The sequence below is a fragment of the Mesorhizobium carmichaelinearum genome (assembly GCF_900199455.1).
In the GTDB taxonomy this organism is placed as follows: domain Bacteria; phylum Pseudomonadota; class Alphaproteobacteria; order Rhizobiales; family Rhizobiaceae; genus Mesorhizobium; species Mesorhizobium carmichaelinearum.
The window spans coordinates 171146-196869 of sequence record NZ_FZQR01000003.1 but is presented as its reverse complement, the minus strand read 5'-3'; the positions used below and the strand labels follow the sequence as shown (position 1 = coordinate 196869).

The 25724-nt window shown below is 63.9% G+C and carries 26 protein-coding genes; 12 read left to right on the top strand and 14 right to left on the bottom strand.

From position 1 onward, the window contains the following. Window position 1: 1 nt before the first annotated feature. From CKW40_RS07560 to CKW40_RS07515, 10 genes are all read right to left on the bottom strand, one after another. Window positions 2-1243 carry a flagellar basal body P-ring protein FlgI gene (locus CKW40_RS07560; RefSeq protein ID WP_095199332.1) on the bottom strand — a complete coding sequence of 414 codons (1242 nt, stop codon included), beginning with the start codon at window positions 1241-1243 and terminating at the stop codon, window positions 2-4. After that, window positions 1240-1764 carry a flagellar basal body P-ring formation chaperone FlgA gene (gene flgA / locus CKW40_RS07555; RefSeq protein WP_179297870.1) on the bottom strand — a complete coding sequence of 175 codons (525 nt, stop codon included), beginning with the start codon at window positions 1762-1764 and terminating at the stop codon, window positions 1240-1242. Before flgA ends, CKW40_RS07560 begins: the two co-directional genes overlap by 4 nt. Window positions 1765-1770: 6 nt before the next feature. Next, window positions 1771-2559 (bottom strand): flagellar basal-body rod protein FlgG, encoded by a 789-nt coding sequence (gene flgG, locus CKW40_RS07550; protein WP_095199330.1) that lies wholly within the window; start codon window positions 2557-2559, stop codon window positions 1771-1773. 11 nt (window positions 2560-2570) lie between these two features. Continuing rightward, complete coding sequence (fliE, locus tag CKW40_RS07545) at window positions 2571-2894, bottom strand: flagellar hook-basal body complex protein FliE (RefSeq protein WP_179297869.1); 324 nt, start codon at window positions 2892-2894, stop codon at window positions 2571-2573. After that, the gene (flgC, locus tag CKW40_RS07540) at window positions 2891-3307 is read right to left on the bottom strand and encodes a flagellar basal body rod protein FlgC (protein WP_095199329.1); all 417 of its coding nucleotides are present in this window, start codon (window positions 3305-3307) and stop codon (window positions 2891-2893) included. The genes fliE and flgC overlap by 4 nt, the downstream gene beginning before the upstream one ends. A 2-nt stretch (window positions 3308-3309) precedes the next feature. Beyond that, window positions 3310-3690, bottom strand: a complete 381-nt coding sequence (gene flgB, locus CKW40_RS07535) for a flagellar basal body rod protein FlgB (RefSeq protein WP_019860948.1) — start codon at window positions 3688-3690, stop codon at window positions 3310-3312. 86 nt (window positions 3691-3776) lie between these two features. Next, window positions 3777-4610, bottom strand: a complete 834-nt coding sequence (locus tag CKW40_RS07530) for a hypothetical protein (protein ID WP_095199328.1) — start codon at window positions 4608-4610, stop codon at window positions 3777-3779. Further along, window positions 4591-6006 (bottom strand): flagellar protein export ATPase FliI, encoded by a 1416-nt coding sequence (gene fliI / locus CKW40_RS07525; protein ID WP_095199327.1) that lies wholly within the window; start codon window positions 6004-6006, stop codon window positions 4591-4593. Before fliI ends, CKW40_RS07530 begins: the two co-directional genes overlap by 20 nt. Window position 6007: 1 nt before the next feature. Then, the gene (flgF, locus tag CKW40_RS07520; protein WP_019860945.1) at window positions 6008-6733 is read right to left on the bottom strand and encodes a flagellar basal-body rod protein FlgF; all 726 of its coding nucleotides are present in this window, start codon (window positions 6731-6733) and stop codon (window positions 6008-6010) included. Between the two features lie 2 nt (window positions 6734-6735). Beyond that, window positions 6736-7863, bottom strand: a complete 1128-nt coding sequence (locus CKW40_RS07515; RefSeq protein ID WP_439330969.1) for a DUF1217 domain-containing protein — start codon at window positions 7861-7863, stop codon at window positions 6736-6738. A 156-nt stretch (window positions 7864-8019) separates the two neighbouring features. On the opposite strand from CKW40_RS07515, the gene motA reads away from it, so the two are divergent. From motA to CKW40_RS07485, 6 genes are read left to right on the top strand one after another with little or no spacing between them, the layout of a single operon-like run. Further along, window positions 8020-8895, top strand: a complete 876-nt coding sequence (motA, locus tag CKW40_RS07510; protein ID WP_095199326.1) for a flagellar motor stator protein MotA — start codon at window positions 8020-8022, stop codon at window positions 8893-8895. Between the two features lie 32 nt (window positions 8896-8927). Beyond that, on the top strand, window positions 8928-9875 hold the full coding sequence (locus CKW40_RS07505) for a FliM/FliN family flagellar motor switch protein (RefSeq protein ID WP_095199325.1): 948 nt from the start codon (window positions 8928-8930) through the stop codon (window positions 9873-9875). Window positions 9876-9892: 17 nt separating this feature from the next. Beyond that, the gene (gene fliN, locus CKW40_RS07500; RefSeq protein ID WP_010911266.1) at window positions 9893-10279 is read left to right on the top strand and encodes a flagellar motor switch protein FliN; all 387 of its coding nucleotides are present in this window, start codon (window positions 9893-9895) and stop codon (window positions 10277-10279) included. Between the two features lie 46 nt (window positions 10280-10325). Continuing rightward, the gene (locus CKW40_RS07495) at window positions 10326-11336 is read left to right on the top strand and encodes a flagellar motor switch protein FliG (protein ID WP_095199324.1); all 1011 of its coding nucleotides are present in this window, start codon (window positions 10326-10328) and stop codon (window positions 11334-11336) included. Between the two features lie 3 nt (window positions 11337-11339). Further along, window positions 11340-12422: a flagellar biosynthesis protein FlhB gene (gene flhB / locus CKW40_RS07490; protein WP_095199323.1), complete on the top strand. Its 1083-nt coding sequence runs from the start codon at window positions 11340-11342 to the stop codon at window positions 12420-12422. Further along, window positions 12419-12853: a BspJ family T4SS effector nucleomodulin gene (locus CKW40_RS07485; protein WP_095199322.1), complete on the top strand. Its 435-nt coding sequence runs from the start codon at window positions 12419-12421 to the stop codon at window positions 12851-12853. The genes flhB and CKW40_RS07485 overlap by 4 nt, the downstream gene beginning before the upstream one ends. 24 nt (window positions 12854-12877) lie before the next feature. Here CKW40_RS07485 and CKW40_RS07480 read toward each other — a convergent pair whose 3' ends face one another. Both CKW40_RS07480 and CKW40_RS07475 read right to left on the bottom strand, forming a co-directional pair. Further along, entirely contained in the window at window positions 12878-13648 is a 771-nt protein-coding gene (locus CKW40_RS07480) for a helix-turn-helix transcriptional regulator (protein ID WP_095199321.1), read from the bottom strand. Beyond that, window positions 13645-14355, bottom strand: a complete 711-nt coding sequence (locus CKW40_RS07475; RefSeq protein WP_095199320.1) for a helix-turn-helix transcriptional regulator — start codon at window positions 14353-14355, stop codon at window positions 13645-13647. The genes CKW40_RS07480 and CKW40_RS07475 overlap by 4 nt, the downstream gene beginning before the upstream one ends. A 521-nt stretch (window positions 14356-14876) precedes the next feature. Between CKW40_RS07475 and CKW40_RS07470 the strand changes: the two genes are divergently transcribed. Both CKW40_RS07470 and CKW40_RS07465 read left to right on the top strand, forming a co-directional pair. After that, window positions 14877-17780, top strand: a complete 2904-nt coding sequence (locus tag CKW40_RS07470; protein ID WP_095199319.1) for a M16 family metallopeptidase — start codon at window positions 14877-14879, stop codon at window positions 17778-17780. Window positions 17781-17851: 71 nt separating this feature from the next. Then, the gene (locus CKW40_RS07465) at window positions 17852-19048 is read left to right on the top strand and encodes a TMEM43 family protein (protein WP_095199318.1); all 1197 of its coding nucleotides are present in this window, start codon (window positions 17852-17854) and stop codon (window positions 19046-19048) included. A gap of 65 nt (window positions 19049-19113) precedes the next feature. Here CKW40_RS07465 and CKW40_RS07460 read toward each other — a convergent pair whose 3' ends face one another. Together CKW40_RS07460 and CKW40_RS07455 are read right to left on the bottom strand one after the other, a co-directional pair. After that, the gene (locus CKW40_RS07460) at window positions 19114-20145 is read right to left on the bottom strand and encodes a histone deacetylase family protein (RefSeq protein ID WP_095199317.1); all 1032 of its coding nucleotides are present in this window, start codon (window positions 20143-20145) and stop codon (window positions 19114-19116) included. 23 nt (window positions 20146-20168) lie between these two features. Then, window positions 20169-20822, bottom strand: coding sequence for a TetR/AcrR family transcriptional regulator (locus tag CKW40_RS07455; protein ID WP_095199316.1), 654 nt, complete (start codon window positions 20820-20822; stop codon window positions 20169-20171). Window positions 20823-21082: 260 nt separating this feature from the next. Between CKW40_RS07455 and CKW40_RS07450 the strand changes: the two genes are divergently transcribed. From CKW40_RS07450 to CKW40_RS07435, 4 genes are all read left to right on the top strand, one after another. After that, complete coding sequence (locus tag CKW40_RS07450; RefSeq protein ID WP_095199315.1) at window positions 21083-22762, top strand: amidohydrolase; 1680 nt, start codon at window positions 21083-21085, stop codon at window positions 22760-22762. A gap of 140 nt (window positions 22763-22902) precedes the next feature. Then, window positions 22903-23997 carry an ABC transporter ATP-binding protein gene (locus CKW40_RS07445; RefSeq protein ID WP_095199314.1) on the top strand — a complete coding sequence of 365 codons (1095 nt, stop codon included), beginning with the start codon at window positions 22903-22905 and terminating at the stop codon, window positions 23995-23997. Beyond that, window positions 23997-24917: an ABC transporter permease gene (locus CKW40_RS07440; RefSeq protein ID WP_056578204.1), complete on the top strand. Its 921-nt coding sequence runs from the start codon at window positions 23997-23999 to the stop codon at window positions 24915-24917. The genes CKW40_RS07445 and CKW40_RS07440 overlap by 1 nt, the downstream gene beginning before the upstream one ends. Then, entirely contained in the window at window positions 24910-25710 is an 801-nt protein-coding gene (locus CKW40_RS07435; protein WP_095199313.1) for an ABC transporter permease, read from the top strand. Before CKW40_RS07440 ends, CKW40_RS07435 begins: the two co-directional genes overlap by 8 nt. The last annotated feature ends 14 nt before the right edge of the window (window positions 25711-25724 follow it).

Below are 25724 nucleotides of genomic sequence, written 5' to 3'. Positions count from 1 at the left end.
CCTATTGGAGAACCAGATCGGCTTGCAGGGCGCCGGCCGACTTGATGCCTTGCAGGATGGCAATGATGCCGTCCGGCTTGACGCCGAGGCGGTTGAGGCCGGAAACGAGGGTTTGCAGGTCTGGCCCGTCGAGCACGGCGACGCGGCCATTGGGCCGGCTGGCGTCGATGGCGGTGAACGGCTCGACGGCGGTTTCGCCCTTGGAGAAGGGTTCGGGCTGCACGACGCGCGGCGCTTCCGTTATGCGCACCGTCAGCGTGCCGTGGCTGATGGCGACGCGCGAGATCTTGACATCGTTGCCAATGACGATGGTGCCGGTGCGCTCGTCGATGACGACGCGGGCCGGCGTATCGGATTCTACTACCAGGTTTTCGATCTCGGCATAGAAGCGCGCGGCCGAAACGCCCTTCGGCCTTCTGATCTGCACCGTGCGGGAATCGCGCTCGCCCGCCACGCGCATGCCGAAGCGCTGGCTGGTGTAATCGTTGATCGCGTCGGCGATGCGGATGGCGGTCGAAAAATCGGGATTGCGCAATTGTAGCGTCAGCGTCGACTGGTCGTCGAATTCGGCCTTCACCGAACGCTCGACAATGGCGCCGTTCGGCACCCGGCCGGCGGTCGGCACGCCTTGCGTCAATTGCTGGGCCTGACCCTGGGCGATGAAGCCGGAAACGATGACCGCGCCCTGGCCGACGGCATAGATTTCACCGTCCGCCGCCTTCAGCGGCGTCATGATCAGCGTGCCGCCGGCAAGCGAGGTGGCGTCGCCCATCGAGGAGACGTCGATGTCGATGCGGGCGCCCGATTGCACATAGGGCGGCATGTTGGCGGTGACGATAACGGCGGCGACGTTCTTGGCGCGCGCACTGCCGCCTTCGGTGGCGATGCCGAGGTTTTCGAGCATGGCGCGGATCGACTGCTCGGTGAACGGCGAATTGCGCAGGCTGTCGCCCGAGCCGGCGAGGCCGATGACCAGGCCGTAGCCGACCAACTGGTTGTCGCGCGAACTCTGCAGCTGGGCGATGTCCTTGATGCGCGAGGCGACCTGGCCGGGCGGCAGCGAGCTTGGCCCGGGCGAAACGCGGAACATGCGGGTGGTGGTGGCCGGATCATATTCCGGATCATTGTCGACGCCGCCGTTCCTGGCGGCGAGCTCGCGCTTGGCCTTGGGCGTCAGGCCGTCGGCCAGGGCCGGCTGCAGGCCGAGCGTGGCCGCGAGCAGAAGGGCAAGCAGGCGCATCATGAAGCGCTAACCTGGATGGTTCCGTCGGCCATCACGGTGCCGGAGAGGATCTTGCCGCTGTCGCTGTTGCGAACCTTGATGAGGTCGCCGGCCGAACCTGGCTGCAAGGTCACCGCAGTCGCCGATATCGTCAGTCCACCGGCGATGAAGAACACCTGCACGGCAGCACCCTGCTCGACCAGCCAGGCTTCGCGGATGGCGGTGGAGGGAATGTAACGGCCGGGCAGCAGCGTGCGCTTGGCGACCTTGCCCTGGAGTTCTTCGGCACGGGTCGCCATGGCGTCAGGCTTGTGCTTGCCCGGGATGAGGGTCACCTGCTTCAGGGCGGTGAGTTCGATGGTCTCGCCGGGATAGATGACGCGGTTGGGGATCAGCACAACCTCGCCGGCGGGCTGATTGCTGGCGATCTGCGTTGCTGACTGATTTGCCGATTCCTGGGCGAAAGCCGGCATGCCGCCGGCCACCAGCGCAAGGATCAGCGCGGTGCGGCGGAATGCGGAGCAGGAGATCGGCATGGCCATCATCCCTTACCTGATGTTCTTGGAGACGACCGAGGCCATGTCGTCGGCGGCCTGGATTACCTTGGAATTCATCTCATAGGCGCGCTGCGCCGAGATCAGTTCGGTGATTTCCTTGACCGGGTCGACGTTGGAAGCCTCGAGATAGCCCTGCTGGATGGTGGCGAAGCCGGGGTCGCCGGGCACGCCGACATTGGCCGGGCCGGAGGCCGTGGTTTCCTGGAAGAGATTGTCGCCGAGCGGCGCGAGGCCTGCCTCATTGGCGAAGTTGGCGATCTGAAGCTGGCCGAGGCTCTGCATGGCTGTCTGGCCGTCGATGCGGGCAAAAACCTCGCCGGTCTTGTTGACGATGACCTCAACGGCATTGACAGGTACCGTGATGGCCGGAATGACACTGGCGCCATCCACCGTCACCAGCTGGCCGGTGGCGTTGGTGTTGAAGGCGCCGGCGCGGGTGTAGAGCGTGCCGCCATCGGCCCCTTCGATCTGGAACCAGCCCCTGCCGGTCAATGCCATGTCGAAACTGTTGCCGGTGCTGGTGAGTTCGCCCTGGGTGTGCACATTGCGCACGGCCGTCGTCTTGACGCCGAGGCCGATCGAAACGCCCTCCGGCACCAGCGAGGCATTGGAGCGGTTGGGCACGCCTTGCGTGCGGTCGACCTGGTAGAGCAGGTCGGAGAATTCGGCGCGCGCCCGCTTGTAGCCGGTGGTGTTGATGTTGGCGATGTTGTTGGCGATGACTTCCAGATTTGTCTGCTGGGCATTCATGCCGGTGGCGGCGATGGCAAGTGCTTTCATGCCCTAACTCCTCAAATACCCATTCGACTGACTTCGAGATAGGCCGAAACGACCTTGTCGCGGATGGCGACGGCGGTCTGAAGCGCCTGCTGAGCGCTCATCACGGCATCGACGACCTGGCGCGTGTCGGCATCGCCCTTGAGCGCCTGGAGCGACACCTGCTCGGCATTCTGCAGCGTGTTGACGGTCTTGGAGGCTGCCTGGCTCACCGCTTCGGCGAAGGAGGTGCCAAGGTTGCCGGCTGTCGCCGGCGCGACACCGCCCTGAAGCATGTCGGTCGCCGTATCGCCCAGCCCGGGCTTCAGGTTAAGCGCGCCGATGCCACTCACGATCATTGGTTCCTCATCAGGTCGATGGTCATTGAAATGAGGTCGCGCGCCTGCTTCACGACTTGCAGGTTGGCCTCGTAGGAGCGGTTGGCCTCGGTCATGTCGGCCATTTCGATCAGCACGTTGACGTTGGGCATCTTGACGTAGCCCTTCTCGTCGGCGGCTTCGTTGCCGGGCTGAAATTCGACGGGAAAGATACTCGGATCGCGGTCGATCGAGTTCACTTCAACCGTCGAGCTGCCGGAGGCCCGGTCGAGCTCGGAGACGAAGCTGATGGTCTTGCGGCGATAGGGGTCGGCGCCGGGCGTGGTGCCGGTCGACTGGGCATTGGCGAGGTTTTCCGAAACCACACGCAGGCGCTCGGACTGGGCGCCGAGGCCGGATGCTGCGACTTTCAGTGCTGCGGTCAGTGCGTCCATGGTCAGCTCTTCACCGCCATCATCATCATCGAGTGGAAGGCTTTGACGATCGCCGTGTTGAGCTCGAAGGAGCGGCGCACCTCGCCGGCCTTGAGAAGCTGGTCCTCAAGCACGACAGTGTTCTTGGACGGCATAACCACGCCGTCATCTTCCTGCGGCTTGATGGTGAAGCCGGCATTGGTCGCCGCGCTGCCGAGATGGCCGGCCTCGGTGGTTTGCAGCGACACCGCGGTACGGTCGAGCACCTTTTCGAAGGGCTCGACATCGTTTGCCGTGTAGCCCGGCGTGTTGGCGTTGGCGATGTTGCCGGCGATCGCCGACTGGCGCACGGAAAGCCACTGCGCTTGCTTGGCGGCGAGATCGAAAAGGGAAACAGGCTCCATGGGAATCTCCGGGCATGTGCCCAAAGACTAGGCCGCCAGTCTTGCGCGGACCTTGCGGGCGACCGCAAGGCCGTACCGCGACGACCTTACCTGGAAAGCTGAATCACCTGGTTGGCACTGGTCAGCATGACCCATTTGCCGTTGCGCTGCTCGATCGACGACACCGTGCTTGAATCCGGCAGCGTCGAGCCGCGCTGGACGATCCACAGGCCGGTGTCGTCCTCGATCATGGCGCGGCCGTTGGCGACATGGACCATGCGGAATTTCGCGACATCGGCGGGGAAGGGCTGGTCGCCGGGTGGCTGTGCCGGGGGGGCGTCATCCTGCACCGTTCCGGTGGCGAACAGGTCGATGCTGGTGTTGGGAAGGTCCTTGGCCGTCAGCGGCGCGCTGCGCGAGGCGACCACGCCGCCGCCCTCGCGTCCAGAATTGGTACCGGTGCCGCCAAACTTGATCGCCTGAACGCCGAACTGCTCCTGGTTGAAGAAGATATACCAGGGAAACAGCGCGCAGATCAGGCCGAGCGTGACGCCGAGCGCGGCGATGACGAAGTCGCTGCGCCGGTCTGGCTTCTTGCTCAATTTTGGAAATTGCGCCTTTGGCGGTTGCGGCCATTCGGTGACCGGAAAAAGGTCGTCGATCATTAATTCGCGGCTTGCCTGCGTTGTCCCGGCTGCCTCGACACCGGGAGCCAAAGGCATGGTGGGCACGGCAGCCCGAGCCACAGGCTCGGATCGGGGTAGAACCGGCTTGGCGGCCCTGGCCAGAACAGCCGCGGTCTTGGCAGCTATGGCGCTGGCGGCCTTTGCCTTGGCGGCCCTCTCCTCCGCGGCCCGGGCTTCCTCGGCGGCGTTCGCCTCGGCGATCATCTCGTTCAGGATGCGCTCGGTATATTGGCGTTCAGTCTCCTGATTCGGCATTCAGCTTTCCCTTGAGATGGCGGGCGAGATCGGAGAACGGATCGGCCGACGGGCGGTCCCTGGGCGATTGCGTCAGCGCCTCGTAGATCAGCGGCACCTGGCGCACGGCAATGTCGAGCTCGGCGTCGGCGCCGCCCTGATAGGCGCCGAGCAGTCGGATGTCGCGCGTGTCCTCGAAGCGGGCGATCATCGACTTCAGCCGCGTCACCAAAGCGCGCTGTTCGACACTCCAGGCCTTGCCTGCCAGGCGCGATATGGACGACAGCGGATTGACCGGCGGATAGCGGCCCTGTTCGGCGATCGCGCGGTCGAGCACGACGTGGCCGTCGAGGATGCCGCGCACGGAATCGGCGACGGGATCGTTGTGGTCGTCGCCGTCGACCAGCACCGAAATGATGGCGGTGATCGAGCCCTTACCTTCAACCCCGGGGCCCTCCACGCCCGGCCCGGCGCGTTCGAGCAGCTTGGGCAGTTCGGTGAAAACCGAGGCGGGATAGCCGCGGGCGACCGGCGGCTCGCCGGTTCCCGTCGCCACCTCGCGCAACGCATGGGCGAAGCGGGTGATCGAATCCAGCACCAGGAGCACACGGTGGCCCTGGTCGCGAAAGTGCTCGGCGACGCGCATGGCGGTGTCGGGCGCGCGCCGGCGCATCATGGCGCTCTCGTCGCTGGTGGCGACGACGGCCACGGTCTTGGCCATGCTGTCGCCGATCGTGTCCTCGAGGAATTCGCGGACCTCGCGGCCGCGTTCGCCGATCAGCGCCACGACGACGGTGTCGAACGCGTCGGCGCCGGCCAGCATGGCGAGCAGCGTCGACTTGCCGACGCCCGAACCGGCAAAGACGCCCATGCGCTGGCCGAAGCACAGCGGCGTGAAGATGTCGATGACCTTGACGCCGGTCATGAAGGCAGTACCGACGCGTTGCCGTGCCATGGCACCGGGCGTCGTGGCACTGCCCGACAGGTCGTCGCCCCTGATCAGCGGCGGACCGCCATCGATCGCCCGGGTGAGCGCGTCGATGGTGCGGCCGCGCCATGAGCCGTGCGGCGCGACCGCGAGCGGTCCCCGGCGGAACACGGCGTCACCGATACCGGCATCGGCGCTGCGTTCGAAGGGCGCGACGACGATCTCGTCACGGCTGATCTTGACGATCTCGCCGCGGCGCGCGCCGGCCTGGCCGCGCTGTTCGACCATGTCGCCCAGCCTGGCGAAATCGGAAAGGCCGCGCACCTTGTAGTGCGTGGGCGTGACTTCGGTAACGAGACCGCCACGCTTGACCAGCCCATCGGCGTTGCTGAAGCGCCTGATAACCCGTTCCAACGCGGCCAGCCGATCTTCCGGCGCCGGCTGGATCTGTCTTTCAGGTGCACGGATGGAGGACCGGCCTGATGACATGCTACGACTTCGAGCCGAGCGTCTTGATCGCCTCGTCGGTGGAGGAATCCGTCTGCCGCATCAGGGCGGCGGTGTTCTCGAAGGCACGCTGGACCATGATCAGCCGGGTCATCTCCAGCACCGGATTGACGTTGGATTCTTCGACGAAGCCCTGGGCGATGCCGACATCGGAACGATCGGTGACCGGCTCGGGGGTGCGCGCAGGCACGATGCCGGAATTGCCGTAGCGCACGAAATTCTCGCCCGGATCGAAATTGTAGAGGCCGATCGAGCCGACAAGCTGGTCGTTCTGGCGCAGCGAGCCGTCGGCGCCGGCCTTGGGCGGGCCGTTGCGGGGATCGAGCTGGATCGGCGCGCCGCCGGCATCGAGCACCGGATGGCCTTCGATCGACATCAGCTCGCCATTCTCGTTCATCGAGAAGCGGCCGTCGCGGGTCATGACGGTGCCGGCCGGCGTGTCGATGGCGAACCAGGCGTCGCCCTGGATGGCGAAATCGAATGGATTGCCGGTCTCGGTCAGGGAGCCATGGGCGCCGGAAAGATAGGTCTTGCCCGACGAGGCGAAGGACACCGATTTCTGCCCGGTGCCCGACACCATGTCCTCGAATTTCACGCCGGTGGCGCGAAAGCCGACGGTGTTGGCGTTCGCGACATTGTCGGCGATCGTGTCGAGCCGGCGCTCGAGCGCCATCTGCGCGGAAAGGGCGACATAGAGACTGTCTTGCATGATCAGAACTTCAACTTCTGCATGGCCATCATCAGGTCAGTGGAAATGCCCACCGTGACCGGCTGAGCGAAGAGCACGCTGACCGACGTCACGGCCGTCGAGGTTGGGTTGTTGATCTCGTACATGCTGGTGAAGCGGGTCAGGAACTTGGTGAGCTTCGCGGGATCGGTGAAATCCGTGAGGTCGAGTTTCTGCTCGAACAATTGCGCCTGCTTGTCGATGTCGGCGGTGGCGAAGGAATCAGGCAGCCCCAGAGCGGTGCGCACGACGCTTGCAAGGGCCGTGTCGGCCAGCACGTCGTACCAGCTGGTGATGTCGGGCGCCTTGCGCTGGAAATAAAGCGCCAGCCGCACGCCCTCATTGGTCTGACCGGCATCCTCCTCAAGGGTCTGGCGCAGGTACTTATCGACGGTCGGCTGCTGCGCAGGATTGATGGTGGTGGCGTTCTCGCCATTGGCTTCGAAATTGAAGGCCAAAGCCAGTCCCGCGTAAGCTGGGTTGGTCTGCTTGTTGGCGACGCTGTCAGGGTCGCTCACCTTACTTTGCAGGACCTGCTTGATCAGGTCCTTGTCCTCGGTCGCCGAGTCCAGACCGTATGCGGCCAGGGCATAGGTGTAGAGCCGGCTGTTCGACATCAGGTCGTCGACGGACTTCACCTTGGTGATGTTGGCGAGGTAGTAGGTCGTCTCGCCCTTTACATAGTCGGAGTTCGGATCGAGGCCGGCGATTTGCGCCTGCGTCGCGTAATTCTTCGTCACCAGCTGCTGCGCCTTGTTGTAGATTGTGGCGTCGGCGCCGTTGGCGGCGAAATTGAAGGCGCTGACGAACGCGGCATAGCGCTTGTCGGTCAGCTTGTTGGCGAAGCTGTTGGAATCCGAAACGCCTTCCTTGAGCGCTTTGACCATGAAGGCCTTGGCGTAATCCATGTCCTCCAGCCCGTAGGCCTTCATGGCATATTTGAACAGCCGGTCATTGTTGACGAAATCGTCGATCGATTTCACCTTGGTGATGTTGGCGAGATAGTATTGGGTATCGCGATCGACCGTCGGCTGCTGCTCGATGCGGTCGATAGACTTGGCGATGTCCTTGGTGATCAACTGATAGCTGGTAAAGGTACTGAGCAACGTCATGCCTCCGGCCGAAGCTTAATGTCGCGACAATAACCTCACTTCCTTGCGCGAAACTGAATCGCCCAACATTCGGTTCCATGGCAGCCCGGATTCAAGCCTCACACAAGGCACGGGGACTATCCCTTGCAGCTGACGTGAAATGCGGAAGGACCTGCCGTGGGCATTCTCATTGGACTTGTGGTGACGCTCGGCTGCGTCCTTGGCGGCTTCATGGCCATGGGCGGGCATCTGCACGTGCTGGTCCAGCCTTGGGAAGCCGTGGTCATCTGCGGCGCCGCACTGGGCACCTTCCTGGTGGCCAACCCGATGAAGACGGTCAAGGATACCGGCAAGGGCATCCTCGAGGCTTTCAAGCAGGCGGTGCCGAAGGAACAGGATTATCTCGAAACGCTCGGCGTGCTGCACAGCCTGATGCGCGAATTGCGCTCGAAGTCGCGCAGCGAGGTCGAGGCGCATATCGACAATCCGGAAGAATCAGCCATCTTCCAGGCCTTTCCGACGGTGCTCAAGAATCACGATCTGATGAATTTCATCTCCGACTACTGCCGCATCATCATCATCGGCAATGCCCGCTCGCACGAGATCGAGGCGCTGATGGACGAGGAGATCCAGACCATCCGCTCCGACAAGATGAAGGCCTATCACGCGCTGGTCGCGGTCGGCGACGGCCTGCCGGCGCTTGGCATCGTCGCCGCCGTGCTTGGCGTGGTCAAGGCGATGGGCGCTCTCGACCAGTCGCCGGAAATCCTCGGCGGCCTGATCGGCGCGGCACTTGTGGGCACCTTTCTCGGCATCTTCCTGTCCTACGCCGTAGTCGGGCCCGTCGCCACCAAGATCAAGACGGTGCGCGAGAAGAAGAACCGCCTCTACATCATCGTCAAGCAGACGCTGCTCGCCTACATGAACGGTGCGCTGCCGCAGGTGGCGATCGAATTCGGCCGCAAGACCATCTCATCCTATGAGCGGCCGACCATCGACGCCGTCGAGCAGAGCACGATGAACACCGGCAGCGCCGAGAAGAAGGCCGCTTGAGCGATGCACGACAGATCGGTGCCGACACTGTCATGACCAGTCCAGGCAGCCCCGCGCAAGCGCGCTCGTTGATCATCGAGCGTCTGGTCGGCGACAGCGGCGAGGCCGCCCAGGTCATCGGTACTGGCCGGGCCATGGCCGAGCGCGCCGCGCCGCTGTTGCAAAAGAGCCTGACCAGTGAGCTCGGCGTTCCGGTCACCGTCGATCTCAGGGCCGTCGAGGTCAGCCGCGTCGCGGAGGCGCGCTCGCGTGCCGGCGATACGTTTGCCATGACCATCGTGGCATCATCCACGTCCTCCGATGCCATGACCCTAGTGATCGATGCGCCGGCGATAGCGATCATGGTCTGCACGCTGTTCGGCGGCGACCCGGAGACGCCGGCATCACCGATCGAGCGCGAGCTGTCGCAGATCGAGGTTGATGTCTCGACCATGCTGTTTCAGCAGGTCGCGCAGGCCCTGAACGGATCGGGGCGGCGCTCGCTCGACCTGCGTCTGCCCATACCGCGCGCTATGTCGGGCACCGAAGCCAAGCGGCACGTTTTGCGGGATGGCGCGGCACTGCGCATCGTTCTTGGCATCTCGACGCCAGCCGATAGCGGCACAGTCACGGTGACGATGCCGCAGCGCATCGTGCTGGCCAGCCGCGACAGCGCCGCGAGCACCGGCGGGGATGACCACGGCCCGAGCTGGCGGGAGCGCTTCTCGGAAGAGGTGATGCGCTCGACGGTGGCGCTCGAAGCCACCATGCCGCTGGCGCGGCTGACGCTTGGCGACCTCGCCAATCTCGAAGTGGGCCAGGTCATCGACTTCGACGAAACGGCGCAATCACGAGCGCGCCTCAGCGCACGCGGCCAGACGCTGTTCGTATGCGAGTTCGGCAAACTGGGGCAGAATTACACCGTCCGAATCAGGCATCCTTTCGATGCCGGGCAGGATTTCATCGATGGGCTCATGCCGGCCGGTGCCGGGCGCGCCTGAGCTATTGGAGACAACGCATGGCCAAGACCAAAGTGGAAGCAGAGATCGATCAGCCGGACGAGCAGCTCGATCGCGCCATCGAGGAATTGCGCGGGGTCCTGCACGAAGAAGAGCAGCGCCCCGACGCGGCGTTCAGGGCCGCGGCAGGCGCCAATTCCAACGTCATCATGAACATCCCTGTCGATGTCCAGATCATCCTCGGCAGCACCGAGATGGCGGTTGCCGACCTGATGGCGCTGCAGAAGGGCTCGACGGTGGCGCTCAACCGCCGCATCGGCGAACCGGTCGACGTCGTGGTCAACGGCCGCAAGATCGCGCGCGGCGAGATCACGGTGCTTGAGAGCGACCCGTCGCGCTTCGGCATCAGGCTGACCGAAATCATCGCCGGCACGAAGGGCGCCTAAACATGGCTGGTGGGGCTTGCCGGTTGCAGCGGAGGCGAGAGGCAGCATGACGCCGCTGACGACCCTGACGCGCGCGCAGAAGGCAGCCGCCATATTGGTGGCGATGGGCAAGCCGTCCGCCAGCCGTCTCTTGAAATTCTTCAAGCAGGAAGAGCTGAAGGCGCTGATCGATGGCGCCCGGCTGCTGAGGACCATTCCGCAGAGCGATCTCGAGCGCATCGTCGCCGAATTCGAGGCCGAGTTCACCGAAGGGGCCGGCCTGCTCGATTCCGCCGACAGGATGGACACCATCCTCAACGAATCGCTGTCGCCCGAAGAGATGAGCGCCATCATGGGCAACAAGAAACCGGAAGCGGCGCCTGAAGGGCCGCCGCCGATCTGGCCCGATCTCGAAAAGCTCGAACCCTCGCGGCTGGGCACCTTCCTGACCGGCGAACATCCGCAGACGGCCGCCATGGTGCTGTCGAAGCTGGCTCCGCAGGCGGCGGCGAGCGTGCTTTTGACGCTGACGAAGCCGATGCGCGGCGAAATCATCAAGCGCATGGTGACAATGGCCAATGTTCCGGACGCCGCCGCCCGGATCGTCGAGAACCGGCTGCGCGCCAGCGTGCTGGCGGAAACCTCGACCAAGGACACTTCGGCCGGGCAGGCGCGCGTCGCCAGCGTGCTCAACGAGCTGGACAAGCCGCTGCTCGAGGAGGTCATGCAGGATCTGGAAGCCGCCGGCACGCCCGACCTCGACGGTGTGCGGGCGCGGCTGTTTGCCTTCGACGACCTGCCGCTACTCACCCAGAAGGCGCGCGTGCTTTTGTTCGACGGGTTGTCGACCGAGCTCGTCACGCTGGCGCTGCGCGGTACCTCAGCGGCGCTCGCCGAAGCGGTGCTGTCGGCGATCGGCGCGCGGTCGCGGCGCATGATCGAAGCCGAACTCGGACAGGGGTCGGAAGGGATTCCTCTCGCCGACATCATGACGGCGCGCAAGACGATCGTGACGACGACGATCCGGCTGTCGCGTGAAGGCGCATTCGAACTTCCCGCGACGCAGAACGCCGCCTAAGGCATGTCCGACGCCACCGACAAGGACTCGAAAACCGAAGAGGCGACGGAAAAGAAAGTCCGCGACACCATCGAGCAGGGCAAGCTGCCCCATTCGAGGGAAACCGCGATCCTCGCTTCCTTCGTCGCCATACTGGTGTTCACCGTCTTCTATGCCAAGGACGCCGTCATCAACCTCGGCATGTTCCTGTCGATGTTCCTCGAGAAGCCCGAGGCCTGGCCGATGGACACCGAGACCGATGTCATCGAGCTCTACAAGATCGTCATGCTGGAAGTGGGCCGCGCCGTCGTCAGCCTGCTGGTGCTTTTGACCGTCGCCGGCATCGGCGCCTCGGTGCTCCAGAACATGCCGCAATTCGTCGGCGAGCGGATCAGGCCGCAGCTTTCGCGCATTTCGATCACCAAGGGCTGGACCCGGATGTTCGGCGCCCAGGGCTGGGTCGAGTTCCTGAAATCCCTGGCAAAGGTCGGCTTCGCCATCGCCGTGCTCACCTTCACGCTGTCGGAGGATCACCGCAAGCTGCTCGCCGGGATGATCACCAATCCCGTCGCTTTCGGCCTCGTCATCCGCGGCATTGCGGTCGACATACTGGTGGCGATCGTCTTCGTCATGGGCCTGATCGCGGCGATCGACATCGTCTGGTCGCGCTTCCACTGGAAGCAGGACCTGCGCATGAGCAAGCAGGAGGTCAAGGACGAGTTCAAGCAGTCCGAGGGCGACCCGATCATCAAGTCGCGGCTGCGCTCGCTGGCGCGCGACCGTGCGCGCAAGCGGATGATGACGGCGGTGCCGCGCGCGACGCTGATCATCGCCAACCCGACCCACTTCTCGATCGCGCTGAAATATGTGCGCGACGAGGATTCGGCACCGCTGGTGGTGGCCAAGGGGCAGGATCTGGTGGCGTTGAAAATCCGCGAGATCGCCAAGGAGCACAACATCCCGATCTTCGAGGACGTGGCGCTCGCCCGCTCCATGTACAAGCAAGTTTCGGTCGATAATGTGATCCCGTCGCAATTCTACCAGGCCGTCGCCGAACTGGTGCGGATCGTCTACTCGAAAAAGGCTGAGCGCAGACAGATTTCATGAACCGCCAACCGCACGCAAAATCCCGCGAGATCATCGTCGCCAGCGCCATCGAGCAAGTGGTCAGCGAACTGAGGCTGATCGATGTCGCCGACTACATCGCCTTCATCCGGCTGGAGCATTTCGCCTGCCTGTCGGATCTGGTCGATTCAGCGGTGGAGCTGTTCTTCATGCCCGGCACGCTCAGGCTCGGCCATGGCGGCGAGGCGCATGTCGACTGGAGCGGCAGCCCGCGCATCGTGCTCGACCTGGAACTCAGGCCACCCGGTGTGACTGTCTATTTCCAGCTGACGCTGAGCGATACCGGCAACTCGGTCGCGGTCAATTACGTGTCGTTCGAAAAGCCCGGCGAGGACCCCGAGCACAACACGGCGCTGCTGGAGGCGGTGATCGAAGAGGCCCGGATCCGCAAAGTCGAGCCGCTGGCGTTTTGAAGCGTCTCCGTCAGGAGACAGCAATTACTCGATCAGACCGAGCCGCAGCGCCTTGGCGACCGCCTGGTTGCGGTTGACGGCGTTGAGCTTCTGCGTCGACTGCGTCAGATACTGGTTGGCCGTGTGCACCGACAGCTTCAGGAGCCGCGCGATCTCTTCGCTGGTGTTGCCATTGGCGGTCAGCTTCAGGCATTCGAGCTCGCGCTTGGAGATGGCGCGCATCCTGCCGGTGTCCCCTGGACGGATACGCGCGACAGCGGCGAACAGGGAAAAGCAGCGGGCGTGGATTTCGTAGAGCGTATCCTGCGGCAGCGCGATTTCCGATCCCAGGAAGACGACGAGGCCGCATTGGCCGCGATCGGCGTGGACGGGAAAGGCGATGCCGCTGGTGCCGGGCGCCAGCGGCGCCATCTGTGCGGTCCAGGCGAGGTTGCCGAACATTTCAGCCATCGCCGCTATGCCGTCATCCGTCCACCAGCGCGGCTCTGTCGAGTTGTGGGTGTGGCGCACGATCTCCTCGCCATTGGCGCCCGAGATGAACTTGCTCGCCACGGCAATGCCGGGATAGTCGGAATCGAAACACGGGACCAGCCGCGCTCGTTCCGGCGACGGGCTGACGAAGTACAGGCCGAAGGCCGAGGCGTTGATGTCGACGGATATCCAGCGGCAGCGGCGCACGGCATCGGGAACGGTGACGGCATGATGCGTTTCGGAGCCGAGCGAGAAGGCGCCGAAGGGGCTGCGCTGCTCGTTGAAAAGGGCTTCCGCGGCGTCCTTGATGTCGGCGTGTTTCAAATGATGCCACTCCTGATCGCCGTGGCGATGGCCATCGCACGGTTCGAGGCCGCGAATTTCTGGATGGCGTGGGTGATGTAGCTGTTGACGGTGTTGGACGACACGCCAAGGATGACGGCCACCTCGTCGGTGGTCTTGCCTTCCGAAACCCAGAACAGGCATTCGCGCTCGCGATCCGACAGCGGATCCTGCATCGCAGCCGCGGCGATCAGCTGCGGGATATGCGAGAGCGCGTAGCAGCATTTCAATTGCGCCTTCATCAGCGACGGCTGGTCGATCTGGCCGGCCGTCGCTGATGAGAACAGGGCGAACAGGCGCTGGCGGCCGACATTCAGCCTGAGCGAATAGATCTCGGCATGGCCGAGCACGTCGAGAAGGCGGGCCTCTTCGCCGGAAACCAGCCCGTCGGCATCGGGTGCCTCTGCCGCCACAAGCGGTCTCGGTCGGATGCCGGGCGCGACGGTGAGGGCCCCCTGGGCAAGGCTGGCGATCAGCCGCTTGCCGGTCAGTTCGATGGCGTCGAAGATCCAGTTCGACGAGACGATGCGCGCGTCGTTGCGATCCTGGTCGTGGACGATGGCAACCAGCATGTAGCTGTCGGCGCCGATCTCGGCGGTCAGCTCCATGAAGAAGCTGGTCAAATCACCGCGCGACGTCAGGCGCGAGCCCAATGTATCGGATTGAAGAAGCGCGGCGGGACTGCTCATTCTTGTTGCTTTTGGCCGGAATCGTTTCTGCTGCCCGGATGCTGGAGGCCAGCCGCCGAACCCTAAAAACGCGTTACTTTCACGAGACGCACACGAGGCGCGGGGCCGCGCCCAACCAGACGGAATCCGTTCAGGGAACGCGAAGACATCCGCGTCTGGCGCCGGAACATTCCGGAACGTGAGACTTTGGGTGGTCGCCGCGCCCCCCGAGGACCGGCTGATTCGGGTCTAATCTACCCGCAGATGAATCCGACATCAAACGCGATTTGACAAAATCGAATCCGGTGGCCTCGCGTGCGACTCAGAAGCAGGCGAGCGGGCCGGTTTCATTGTTTCAGGACACTTCACTCGCCGACATGAACCCGACATCAAAAAGCCAGAGGGTGTTGTGAGACTGCCGTATCGAGGGCCGATCGATTCCGATAGGTTTTCGCCGATCGGCAGGAGGGTGGGCTTCCCTTCGATCGGACTGGGCTAAGGTGGCGGCGCTTGTTTCGCAGCCATCCGCATGGGGGGTGATCATGAAGCAGGTTTTCCTGGCGTTCACGGTGATGCTTGTGGTTTTTGCCGGTGCGGCAGCGCCCGCCAAGGCCGAGCCAATCGTCACCTATACGCTCGACAACGGGCTGCAAGTGGTGCTGGTGCCGGACCATCGCGCGCCGAAGGTGGTGATGAACCTGCGCTACCGCGTCGGGTCGATGAATGAACCCGCTGGTCGCTCTGGCTTCGCACATCTGTTCGAGCATCTGATGTTTTCCGGAACGCCGGCCTGGCCGAACGTGTTCGGCGCCCACGCCGCATTGGGCAACGAGATCAATGCCTGGACCACCGAGGACGGCACCGTGTTCTATGTCGACGGGTTGTCGTCGTCGCTGCCGATGATCCTGTCGCTGGAGGCCGACCGCATGGCCAATCTCGGCCGCTCGGTGACGCAGGCTAAGCTCGACCTGCAGCGTTCGGTGGTCAAGAACGAGATGCGCCAGAACGTGCTCGACAAAGCCGGCGCATCCGGCTGGGAAGCTTTCTGGTCCGGGCTGTTCCCGAAGCCGCATCCCTACAGCCGCATGGTCATCGGTTCGGTCGCCGACCTCGATGCGGCGACGCTCGACGATATCAGAGGCTTCTTCAACGCCTACTATCTGCCCAACAATGCCGTGCTGGTGCTGGTCGGCGACCTCAAGGTCGATGACACCAAGGCGCTGATTGCCGACACGTTCGGCCGGGTAGCGCGCGGCGCCGATGTGGCGCGGCCCGCCATTCCGGAGCCGACCCAGGCGCGGCTCAAGCTGGTGCTCGAGGATCGCGTGCCGAGCCCCGTCGTCGTGATCGGCTTCAGCGGCCCGGCGGCGCAGTCACCCGACAATGGCCCGCTCAGCATCGCCGCCGAACTGCTCGGCAATGGCGACTACGGATTTCTGCGCAACCGGCTGGTCTCGCAACAAGGCATCGCCACCTATGCCAGCGCGAACTGGACGGGCGGCCTGCTCGGTGGCCGCTTCACCTTCGAGGCGGGCGCGGCGTCCGGTGTGACGCCCGAAGCGCTGGAGAGCGCGATGAAAGCCGCGTTCGCAGATTTCCAGAAGACACCGCTCGATCCGGCTGATGTCGAGCGCGCGCGCAACGGCATATTGCAGGCCGCGCGGCTGGGCAACGAAGCGCTGAAGGATCGCGCCGGCACTGTCTCCTACAATGCCGACATTCTCGGCGACGCGCAGAGCGCGCTGGTCGACGATCCGCGCGTCAAAAATGCCAGCGTGGCGGAAGTCGAAGCGACGATCAAGCGGCTCTTGAAACCGGAAGACGCCAGCGTGCTGGTGCTGAAGCCCGGCCCGCGCGGCGGTTATCCCGACGCGCTGATCGGTTCGTCCGGCACGCCGCAGCCCTTCACCGCACCGGAGCGGGTGGCGATCGACATCCCGAAGCATCCGGCCGGGCAAGCGCCTTCGGCGGTGCTGCCCGCCATGGAAACGGCGACGCTCTCCAACGGCATCAAGCTCGTCCACTACACCATGCCGGAAGCGCCAATGGTCTATGTGGCGGCCAGCGCCGAAGGCGGCTGGAACAGTGTGCCGGAAGGCAAGGAGGGGCTGCTGGAACTTGCCGTCAGCATGGCGACGCGGGGTGCGGCCGATCGCGGCGCGGCCGACTTCGCCAAGGCAACCAGCGATATCGGTGCGGGGATCGGCTATCAGGCCGGCGCGCTGGCCACGACGATGACGCTTGGCGTGCCGCCGGAGAAACTGGATCAAGGTCTCGGCCTGCTTGCCGACGCGGTGCTGAAGCCGCGTTTCGACAAGACCGAATGGACGGTGCTGATGGCGCAGACGGTCGACTGGCTGAACGGGCGCGAGGCGGATTTGCCGGGCGTTGCCGGCCGCGCGGCAAAGACAGCACTTATTCCGCAGGTGCCCGGCAAGGCGGCGGTCGACTGGTCGGCAAAGGCGCTGGCCTCGATCTCGCTCGACGAGGCGAAAGCCGCTTTCAAGGCGGAGTTCACGCCCAAGGCGGTGACCTTCTACAGCGTCGGCCCGATGCCGGTCGCCACCGTCGCGGCCAGCCTTGAAAAAGCATTCGGCACATGGACAAGCGATGCCACAGGCTATGCCGTCGAACCGTCGCCTGCCGCGCATTTCAAGGGTGGCCAGAAAGTGCTGCTGGTGCCCGAACCCGGCGCCAGCCAGTCGGCGCTGTTCGTGGCGCGGCCGGCGCCCGGCACCGACGAAGGCGAGCGCGCCGAATCGACCGCGGTCGCCAATCTGCTTGGCGATGATTTCTCCAGCCGGCTGAATTCGGTGATCCGCGAGGAGAAGGGCTATTCCTATGGCGTGTCGAGCTATCTCATGAACCCGATGAAGGCCGGATCGGGACTTGTGGTGGCGACCACCGTCGAGCGGGCCAACACCGGTCCGGCGATCACCGAGATCCTCAAAGGCTTCGCCGGCCTGACCACCTTGCCGGTGGCGCAGGACGAGGTCGACCGCACGGTGACCGTCTATCGCCGGGCACTGGCCGGATCGGCCGAGACCTCGGCCGGCCTGTTCGGCTCGCTGATTTCAGTCGTCGGCAGCGGCTCGACGCTCGAGGATCAACAAAACCGCATGACGGCGCGCACCCAACTGACGCTCGATGCCGTGCAGAAACAGGCGCTGGCATTGTCGTCGCTGGAGCCGTCGCTGATCGTCGTTGCCGGTGATCCCGACGTGGTGATGCCGCAGCTTGCCGCGATCGGCGTCAAGGATGTCGAGATCGTCAGGCGTGACGAGGCTGGCGAGCAGACGGCCATGCGGGCGCTCGACCTTCTCGGCGCCAACAGCCAGGCACCGCTGTCGGCTTCACCGTGGCGGGTCGGCGATGGCGGCACGACACGGGCCGTGCACTCCTGCGCCGGCGGCAAGGACTGCGGCGCGCAAATCCACGCCGATTGATCGGCTCGATACGCGGCCGCCGGCCGCGCTTAAATCTTGTTATCTTTTTATCTATGGTTTCGGGGGAAACGATGAGTGATTCATTTCGGGAAGTTACTTCAGTCTCGTGGTTCGGGCGGATCAAGCGTGCGGTCGGCGGGGTCATTTTCGGCCTGCTCTTGATCGTGCTGATGGTGATCGGGCTGTTCTGGAACGAGGGCCGCGCGGTGCAGACGGCGCGTTCGCTGGCCGAAGGCGCCGGCGCCGTGGTCTCGATCAATGCCGACAGCGTCGATGCCGGCAATGACGGAAAGCTGGTGCATGTCAGCGGGCCGGTGACGGCGGATAGTGGCCTGTCGGATCCGGATTTCGGCATCGCCGCACAAGGGCTGCGGCTGTCGCGCAGCGTCGAGATGTACCAGTGGAAGGAAGAATCCAAATCCGAGACCACCAAGAAGCTTGGCGGCGGCGAGGAGACCGAGACCACCTACAGCTATCCGAAGGTGTGGGACGACAAGCAGATCGACTCGTCGGACTTCAAGAAGCCCGACGGCCACCAGAATCCGCCAATGGCGATCCACAGCCGTGCCTTCCAGATTCCACAGGGCAAGCTCGTCGCCTTCGATCTGGACACGCCGGTGCTCGACCGCATCGAGGGCGACAAGGACTATTCACTGTCGGCCAGTCAGTCGGCGGCGATCAAGGCAGCCTATACCGGGACGAAGCCGCTCAGCATCGTTGACGGCAAGATCTATCTCGGCAGCGACAACACAACGCCCGCGCTGGGCGACTACCGTATCGGTTACGAACTGGCGCCGCTCGGCGTGGTCAGCATCGTCGCGCGGCAGGCCGGCAGCCGGTTCGAGCCCTACCAGACGCAAGCCGGCGATGCGCTGCTGATGGTCGATACCGGCCAGGTGCCGGCCGACAAGATGTTCGCCGAGGCGGTCAGCGCCAACACGCTGATCACCTGGCTGCTGCGCGCCGGTGGCCTTTTGCTCCTGACCATCGGCTTTGCCCTGTTCCTCAGCCCGATCGGCGTGATCCTCGACGTCATCCCGTTTCTCGGCAGCATGGCGCGGATGGGAACCGGCATCATCGCCTTCTTCCTGGCGATCCTGGTCGGCACGACGACGATCGCGATTGCCTGGTTCTGGTATCGGCCGGTGCTGGCGGCGGGCATATTGGCGGCTGGGGTCATCGCAGCGGCGGCGGTCTATTATCTCGGCCGCTCACGCAAGGCAGCCGCACCAATGGCCACGCCGAGCACCGGTGCTGCAGCAACGTAACTTGCAAAGAAGGGCGGCCATGCCGCCCTTCTTCTTTGCTATCAACCTTTGGTCTGCGAGCCGGCTTACCGGTCCTCGAAACCGGTCAGCACGCCGACGGCGTTGATGCCGATCTCCTCGACGGCGTAGCCGCCCTCCATGACGAACAGCGTCGGCGGGCCGAGCTTGGCGACGCGGCGGCCGATCTTGGGGTAGTCGGGGCTTTTCAGCTTGAACTGGCTGATCGGATCCTTCTCGAAAGTGTCGACGCCAAGCGAGACGATGACGATGTCTGGCGCGTAGGCGGCGAGCCTCGCGCAAGCATCCTCCAGCGAGGCGTTCCAGGCGTCCCAGTCGGTGCCGAACGGCATGGGATAGTTGATGTTGAAGCCTTCGCCCGCGCCCGCGCCGCGTTCATCGGCATGGCCGAGGAAGAAAGGATACTCGACCATCGGATCGCCATGCAGGTTGAGGACCTGCACGTCGGCGCGTTCGTAGAAGATTTCCTGCGTGCCGTTGCCGTGGTGGTAGTCGACGTCGAGGATGGAGATGCGTTTGGCGCCCTGATCGAGGAACCATTGCGCGGCGACGGCGGCGTTGTTGATGTAGCAATAGCCGCCCATGAACCCGGCGCCGGCATGGTGGCCAGGCGGACGGCAGAGCGCGAAGGCCGACCTCTCGCCGCTCTTGACCAGGCCGGCGGCGGTCAGCGCCACATCATAGGACGATTTTATCGCCGCCCAGGTGCCTTCGACGAAGGTGGCGCCGGCATCGAAGGAATAGTAGCCGAGCAGCGCATCGACACGCTTCGGCGGCACGTCGCCGCGAAGGCCCCGCGTCGGCCAGGTGAAGGGCATGGCGGTGCCCTCGTGACCGGACGCTATCCATTGCGGCCAGACCGTCGGCAGGAAGTCGATATAGTCTGGTTTGTGGATGCGCTTGGCGGCGGCAAGGTCGTGCTCGAGCGGCAGGACGATCGGGCCGAGCTTCTCGCTTTCGACCCGCGCCTTGATGAATTCGGCCCGCGAGGGTTTTTCAAAACCCGGCACGATGGCTGATGTGACCAGTTCCATCTGGCCGGCATGACCGGCATGAAGCGGCGAATAGACAGTCCTCATAAAGTTCCTCTCGAAATGCGAAATCAGTCAAGGTTGAGATAGGGGTTCACCAAAGCGAGCCACATGGCTTCGACATCGTCCTCGATGAGGTCGAATGTCCTGCGATCTCTCTTCAGTCCGACAAGCCGGCAAGCGTGCCCGACCTCCATCATCACCAGGCCGAGCCGCTTGGCGATCTTGTCTTCGAGAGCAGGATTCACATGCCGCAGCCAGGCGGCGTAGAGCGCGATGATCTGCTCGTCATATTCGTCCTGGATAGGCCTGAGATCGGCGTTGCCGGATATCGCCTCGATCACCGGCATCAGGGTCGCGTTCTCGAGATAGATACTGGACGTGTCGATGAAGAGCTTGCGCACTTCCCGCCGGAATTCTTCGCGGTTGGTGGGTCGGGGGACCTTGATGCGCTTCTCGATCACCTCGGGAAAGGACGACAGCCAGCGCCGGGCGAGGTCGAGAAGAATGGCTTCCTTGTTGGGAAAGTATTGATAGATCGAACCGACCGACAGGCCGGCGCGCTGGGCGATGGCGAGCGTCGTCGGCGTCCTGGTTCCTTGCTCCCGCGTCAGGATCAGCGCGGCGTCGAGAATGCGGTCGACCACCTTGCTCGACCGTTGCTGCCGCGGCTGCTTGCGCGGCTCGAGCGCTATTTTGGTTTTGCGATCGAGACTGCGCTTCACGGCTTGATGTCCTCGTTCCCCGCCCGGTCTGAACACAGGCGGAGGATGCTGTCCACAATACATTCTAAATTCGGCATGTTGACAAACGCGAATAATCAGTCGCATTCTTTATCCACGCTGTCCCCAGGGATAACAAGGGGAATTTCGAGGGCAGCGCGCTGGCATTGATTTTTGTCCGATGGCGCCACTCCGCTGGAGTGGCAGGCCGTTGGGGCGCAGGATTGCCGGTTTCAGTCAGTCGTCAAAAGCGCGGAGTCGCGATGTCTGTCACGGGTGCGGGTCGCAGTGTGGATCTGATCGTCATCAATGGTCGTGTGCTGACCATGGACGATGACAATCCCACCGCCGAGGCCGTTGCCGTCAAGGACGGCGCCGTCGTCGCCATCGGCAGCCGCGCCGCCATCGAAGAATTCAAGGGAACGGCCACACAGGTGATCGACGCCAGGGGCGGTTCGGTCCTGCCCGGTTTCGTCGAAGCCCATATGCATCTGTTCTCGGGAGGGGCCGAGCTCGCGCATCTTCAGCTTGGCGGTGTCCACGGCTTCGAGGCGCTGCAAGAGGCGATCCGCGACTATGCGTCGGCTAAGCCCGAGGCGAAGATGCTGGTCGGACAGGGCGTCGACTACACCGTGCTCGGCAGTGAGCGGGTGACGCGTCACCATCTCGACGCCATTTTGCCCGATCGCCCCTTCTGCATGGCGGCGCCCGATCACCACACAATGTGGGCCAACACCAAGGCGTTGGAGATGGCCGGCATCCTGCATGGTCGCACGCTCGGTCCGGGCAATGAGATCGTCATGGGCGACGATGGTCTGGCGGCCGGCGAATTGCGTGAAGGCGAAGCCTTCGGCCCGGTGCTCGACCTTGCCGGCGAAAGCCGGGTGCGGCTGGGATTGGCGACCGGCGGCGAGCCCGACCCGATGCCGTCAGCGGCCGAGCGCGCCGCCGACCGCGACATCATGCGGCGCGGCCTCGCCTGGTGCGCGCGCCACGGCATCACCTCCATCCAGAACATGGATGGCAATCTCTACCAGCTCGAACTGCTCGCCGAAATCGAGGCCGAGGAGGGTTTGCCCTGCCGGGTGCAGATCCCCTTCCACTACAAGAATTTCATGACGCTCGACATGCTCGACAAGGCCTCCGTCATGGCCGAGCGCTACAACAGCGAGTGGCTGTCGTCGGGCATGGTCAAGGTGTTCTATGACGGCGTGCTCGATTCCTGGACGGCCGTCATGGTCGAGCCCTACGCCGACCGTCCCGACTGGGTCGGCGAGCCGCTGTTCACGCCGCAGCAGTTCATCGATCTTGCCGTTGCCGTCGACAAGCGCGGCCTGCAGATCGCGGTGCATTCGATCGGCGACGGCGCGGTGCGTGCGGTGCTCGACGGCTACGAGGCGGCGCAAAAGGCCAATGGCAAGCGCGACAGCCGCCATCGCATCGAACATATCGAAGTCACCACCACGGCGGACGTGCCGCGCTTTGCCGAACTCGGCGTCATCGCTTCGATGCAGCCGCCGCATCCGCCCGGCGCCATGGATTTCCCGCTGGAGCCGACCGTGTCGCGCATCGGGCCGGCCCGCTGGCCGCTGAGCTACGCCTGGCGCACCCTGAAGAATGCCGGCGCGCATGTCGTCTTCGCTTCGGACTGGCCGGTGTCGCCGATCGACCCGATCCTGGGCATTCAGGCGGCATTGATGCGCAAACCATGGGCAGAAAGCGATCCGGACCAGAGTTTTTCGCTGCAGGAATCGATCGCCGCCTACACGGTCGAGGGCGCTTACGCGGAATTCGCCGAGCACCGCAAGGGCACGCTGAAATCGGGCTATATGGCCGATCTGGTGGTTCTGTCGGCCGACATTGAGAAGACGGCGCCGGCCGACCTGCACAAGGTGCGGCCGGTGACGACGATTTGCGGCGGCAAGGTTACCTATCAGGCCTGACGATGGCATGAGGCTTGCTGGCTAAATGACGGACTGAACTGTGATTCAATGCCGGGCTTGCCAACCTACCGGGCGTGTGGTCACATCGAACAGGGGAACAGCTCCGCCAGCAAGAGCGGGGTCAACAGTGAGGCGTAATCGTGCCGGACAAACCGGATCGGAATGCGATTGAAGTAGTAAACGTCAGTAAAATTTTCGGATCGGGTGAGGGGCAGGTCGCTGCCCTAGACAAGGTCTCGGTATCCATTCGCGAGAACGAGTTCTTCACGCTGCTGGGACCGTCCGGCTGCGGCAAGACCACCCTTTTGCGGCTGATCGCCGGCTTCGACTTTCCAACCGCCGGTGAAATCCTGCTCTACGGCCAGGACATCGCGCCGCTGCCGCCCTTCAAACGGCCGGTCAACACCGTCTTCCAGTCCTATGCGCTGTTCCCGCACATGACGGTGGCCGACAATATCGGCTTCGGCCTGGAGATGCTGGGCAAGCCCAAGGCCGAGATCAAGGCGCGCGTCGCCGAGATGCTCAAACTGGTCAAGATGGAAGCGCTGGCGGGCCGCCGCACAGCGCAGATTTCCGGTGGCCAGCAGCAGCGCGTGGCGTTGGCCCGGGCACTGGCGCCGCAGCCGAAAGTGCTGTTGCTCGACGAACCGCTCTCGGCACTCGACTACAAGCTGCGCAAGGAGATGCAGATCGAGCTGAAGCGGCTGCAGCACGAGACCGGCATCACCTTCATCTTCGTCACCCATGACCAGGAAGAAGCGCTGACCATGTCGGACCGCATCGCGGTGATGTCGTCGGGCAAGATCCTGCAGGTCGGCTCGCCCTGGGATATCTACGACAAGCCGGCGGAACGCTTCGTCGCCGACTTCATCGGCGAAACCAACTTCCTCACCGCCGCCATATCGGGCACCGGCAACGGCAAGGCGCGCGCGACGCTCAAATCCGGCACGACCATCGAGGCGACCGTTGCCGAAGGCTTCCAGCCGAAGGACAACGCCACCGTGGTGGTGCGGCCCGAGCATGCCAAGCTGACGAAGGACAAGGGCGACCTGTCGGGCACGGTCGAAAACATCGTCTATTTCGGCACCGACACGCATATCCATGTCCAACTCGACAGCGGCGAGGCCTTCACGGTACGCCAGCAGAACACGCGCAGCGCAGGCTGCGGTTTCGAGCGCGGCGACAAGGTCGGCATCCTGATCGGCAACGACGCCGCGCAAGTGCTGAGGGACTGATGGCCACCGCGGAAGAAGTCGCCAAGGCCGCGGAACGGCGTGATGTCCGTGACCGCTGGCTGTTGTCAGCACCAGCGCTGCTGGTCATCTTGCTCGCCGCGACCGGCCCGTTGCTGATCGTGCTCGTCTATTCGTTCCTGACGCCCGGCGCCTATGGCGACGTGAAATGGCAGTTCTCGTCCGACGCCTGGACATCGGTGTTCCTGGAGCGCGACATTTTCGACGACACGCTTTCGCTCGCGGCGGCGCATGTCACCATTTTCTGGCGCTCGATCAAGCTTGCGATAGTAACGACGCTGGCGACCTTGGCGCTCGGTTTCCCGACCGCCTATTTCATGGCGACGCGCAGCGAGAAGACCAGGGATCTCTGGCTGTTCCTGATCACCATCCCGTTCTGGACAAACCTCCTGATCCGCACCTTTGCCGTGCTGCAGATCATCCGCAACGAAGGCATCATCAACACGATCCTGCTCAAGCTCGGCATCATCTCGGCGCCGATCCAGATCCTCTACACCGACACCGCGATCCTGATCGGCATGGCCTATGTCTACCTGCCGCTGATGGTGCTGCCGATCTACGCCAGCATGGAGAAGCTCGATTTTCGCCTCGTCGAGGCGGGATATGATCTCTACGCGACACGCTTCAAGGTGCTGCGCAAGATCATTTTCCCTCTGGTCAAACCGGGCGTCATCGCCGGCTCGATCCTGGTCTTCATTCCGGCACTCGGCGCCTATGTGACGCCGAGCGTGCTTGGCGGCGGCAAGAACATGATGCTGTCCAACCTGATCGAACTGCAGTTCGGGCAGGGCCGCAACTGGCCGCTCGGCTCGGCGCTGTCGATCACGGTGATGATCATCGTCATGGTGGCGCTGCTTGCCTATGTGCGCAATGCCGGCAAGTCGGGGGTGCGTCATGGCTAGCAACTTCTCCATCAAGCACCAGCCCGGCTTCACGACGATCGCGGCGACCTGCTTTGTCGTGCTTTACCTGCCGATCGTGGTGCTGGTGATCTATGCCTTCAACGCGGCGACCTCGACCTCCGAATGGGGCGGCTTTTCGCTGAAATGGTTCCAGTCGGCATACCAGAACACGCAGGTCATCGACGCAACGCTGCGCTCGTTCCAGATCGGCTCCATCGCGGCGGTGCTGTCGACGATCTTCGCCACTATGGCAGCACTCGCCACCACGCGCACCGCCTCCTATCCCGGCCTCACCTTCAAATACGCGGCGATCAACCAGCCGCTGATGGTGCCCGAGATCGTCACCGGCGTGGCGCTGCTGATCTTCTTCTCGCGTATCAAGATCTTCACCGGCTATTCCGGCATCGGCTACCTGGTCGCCGCGCATACGGCGTTTTGCATTCCGTTCGCCTATCTGCCGATTCGGGCGCGGCTGGAGAATATGGACCTGACGCTGGAGCGCGCCGCGGCCGATCTCTACGCCACGCCGTGGAAGACTTTTCGGCGCATCACGCTGCCGCTTTTGTGGCCCGGCATCCTCGCCGGCCTAATGCTGGCTTTCGTCATCTCGCTCGATGACGTCGTCATCACCGAGTTCGTCAAATCGGGCGGCCAGGACACGCTGCCCACTTACATGCTCGGCCAGATCCGCCGCGGCATCACACCCGAGATCAACGCGATATCGACCGCTTTCCTGCTGCTTTCGGTCGCGATCGTCACGTTGTTTTTCTTCGTCAGCAGGAAACGAGACTGAAACCGATAATGGGA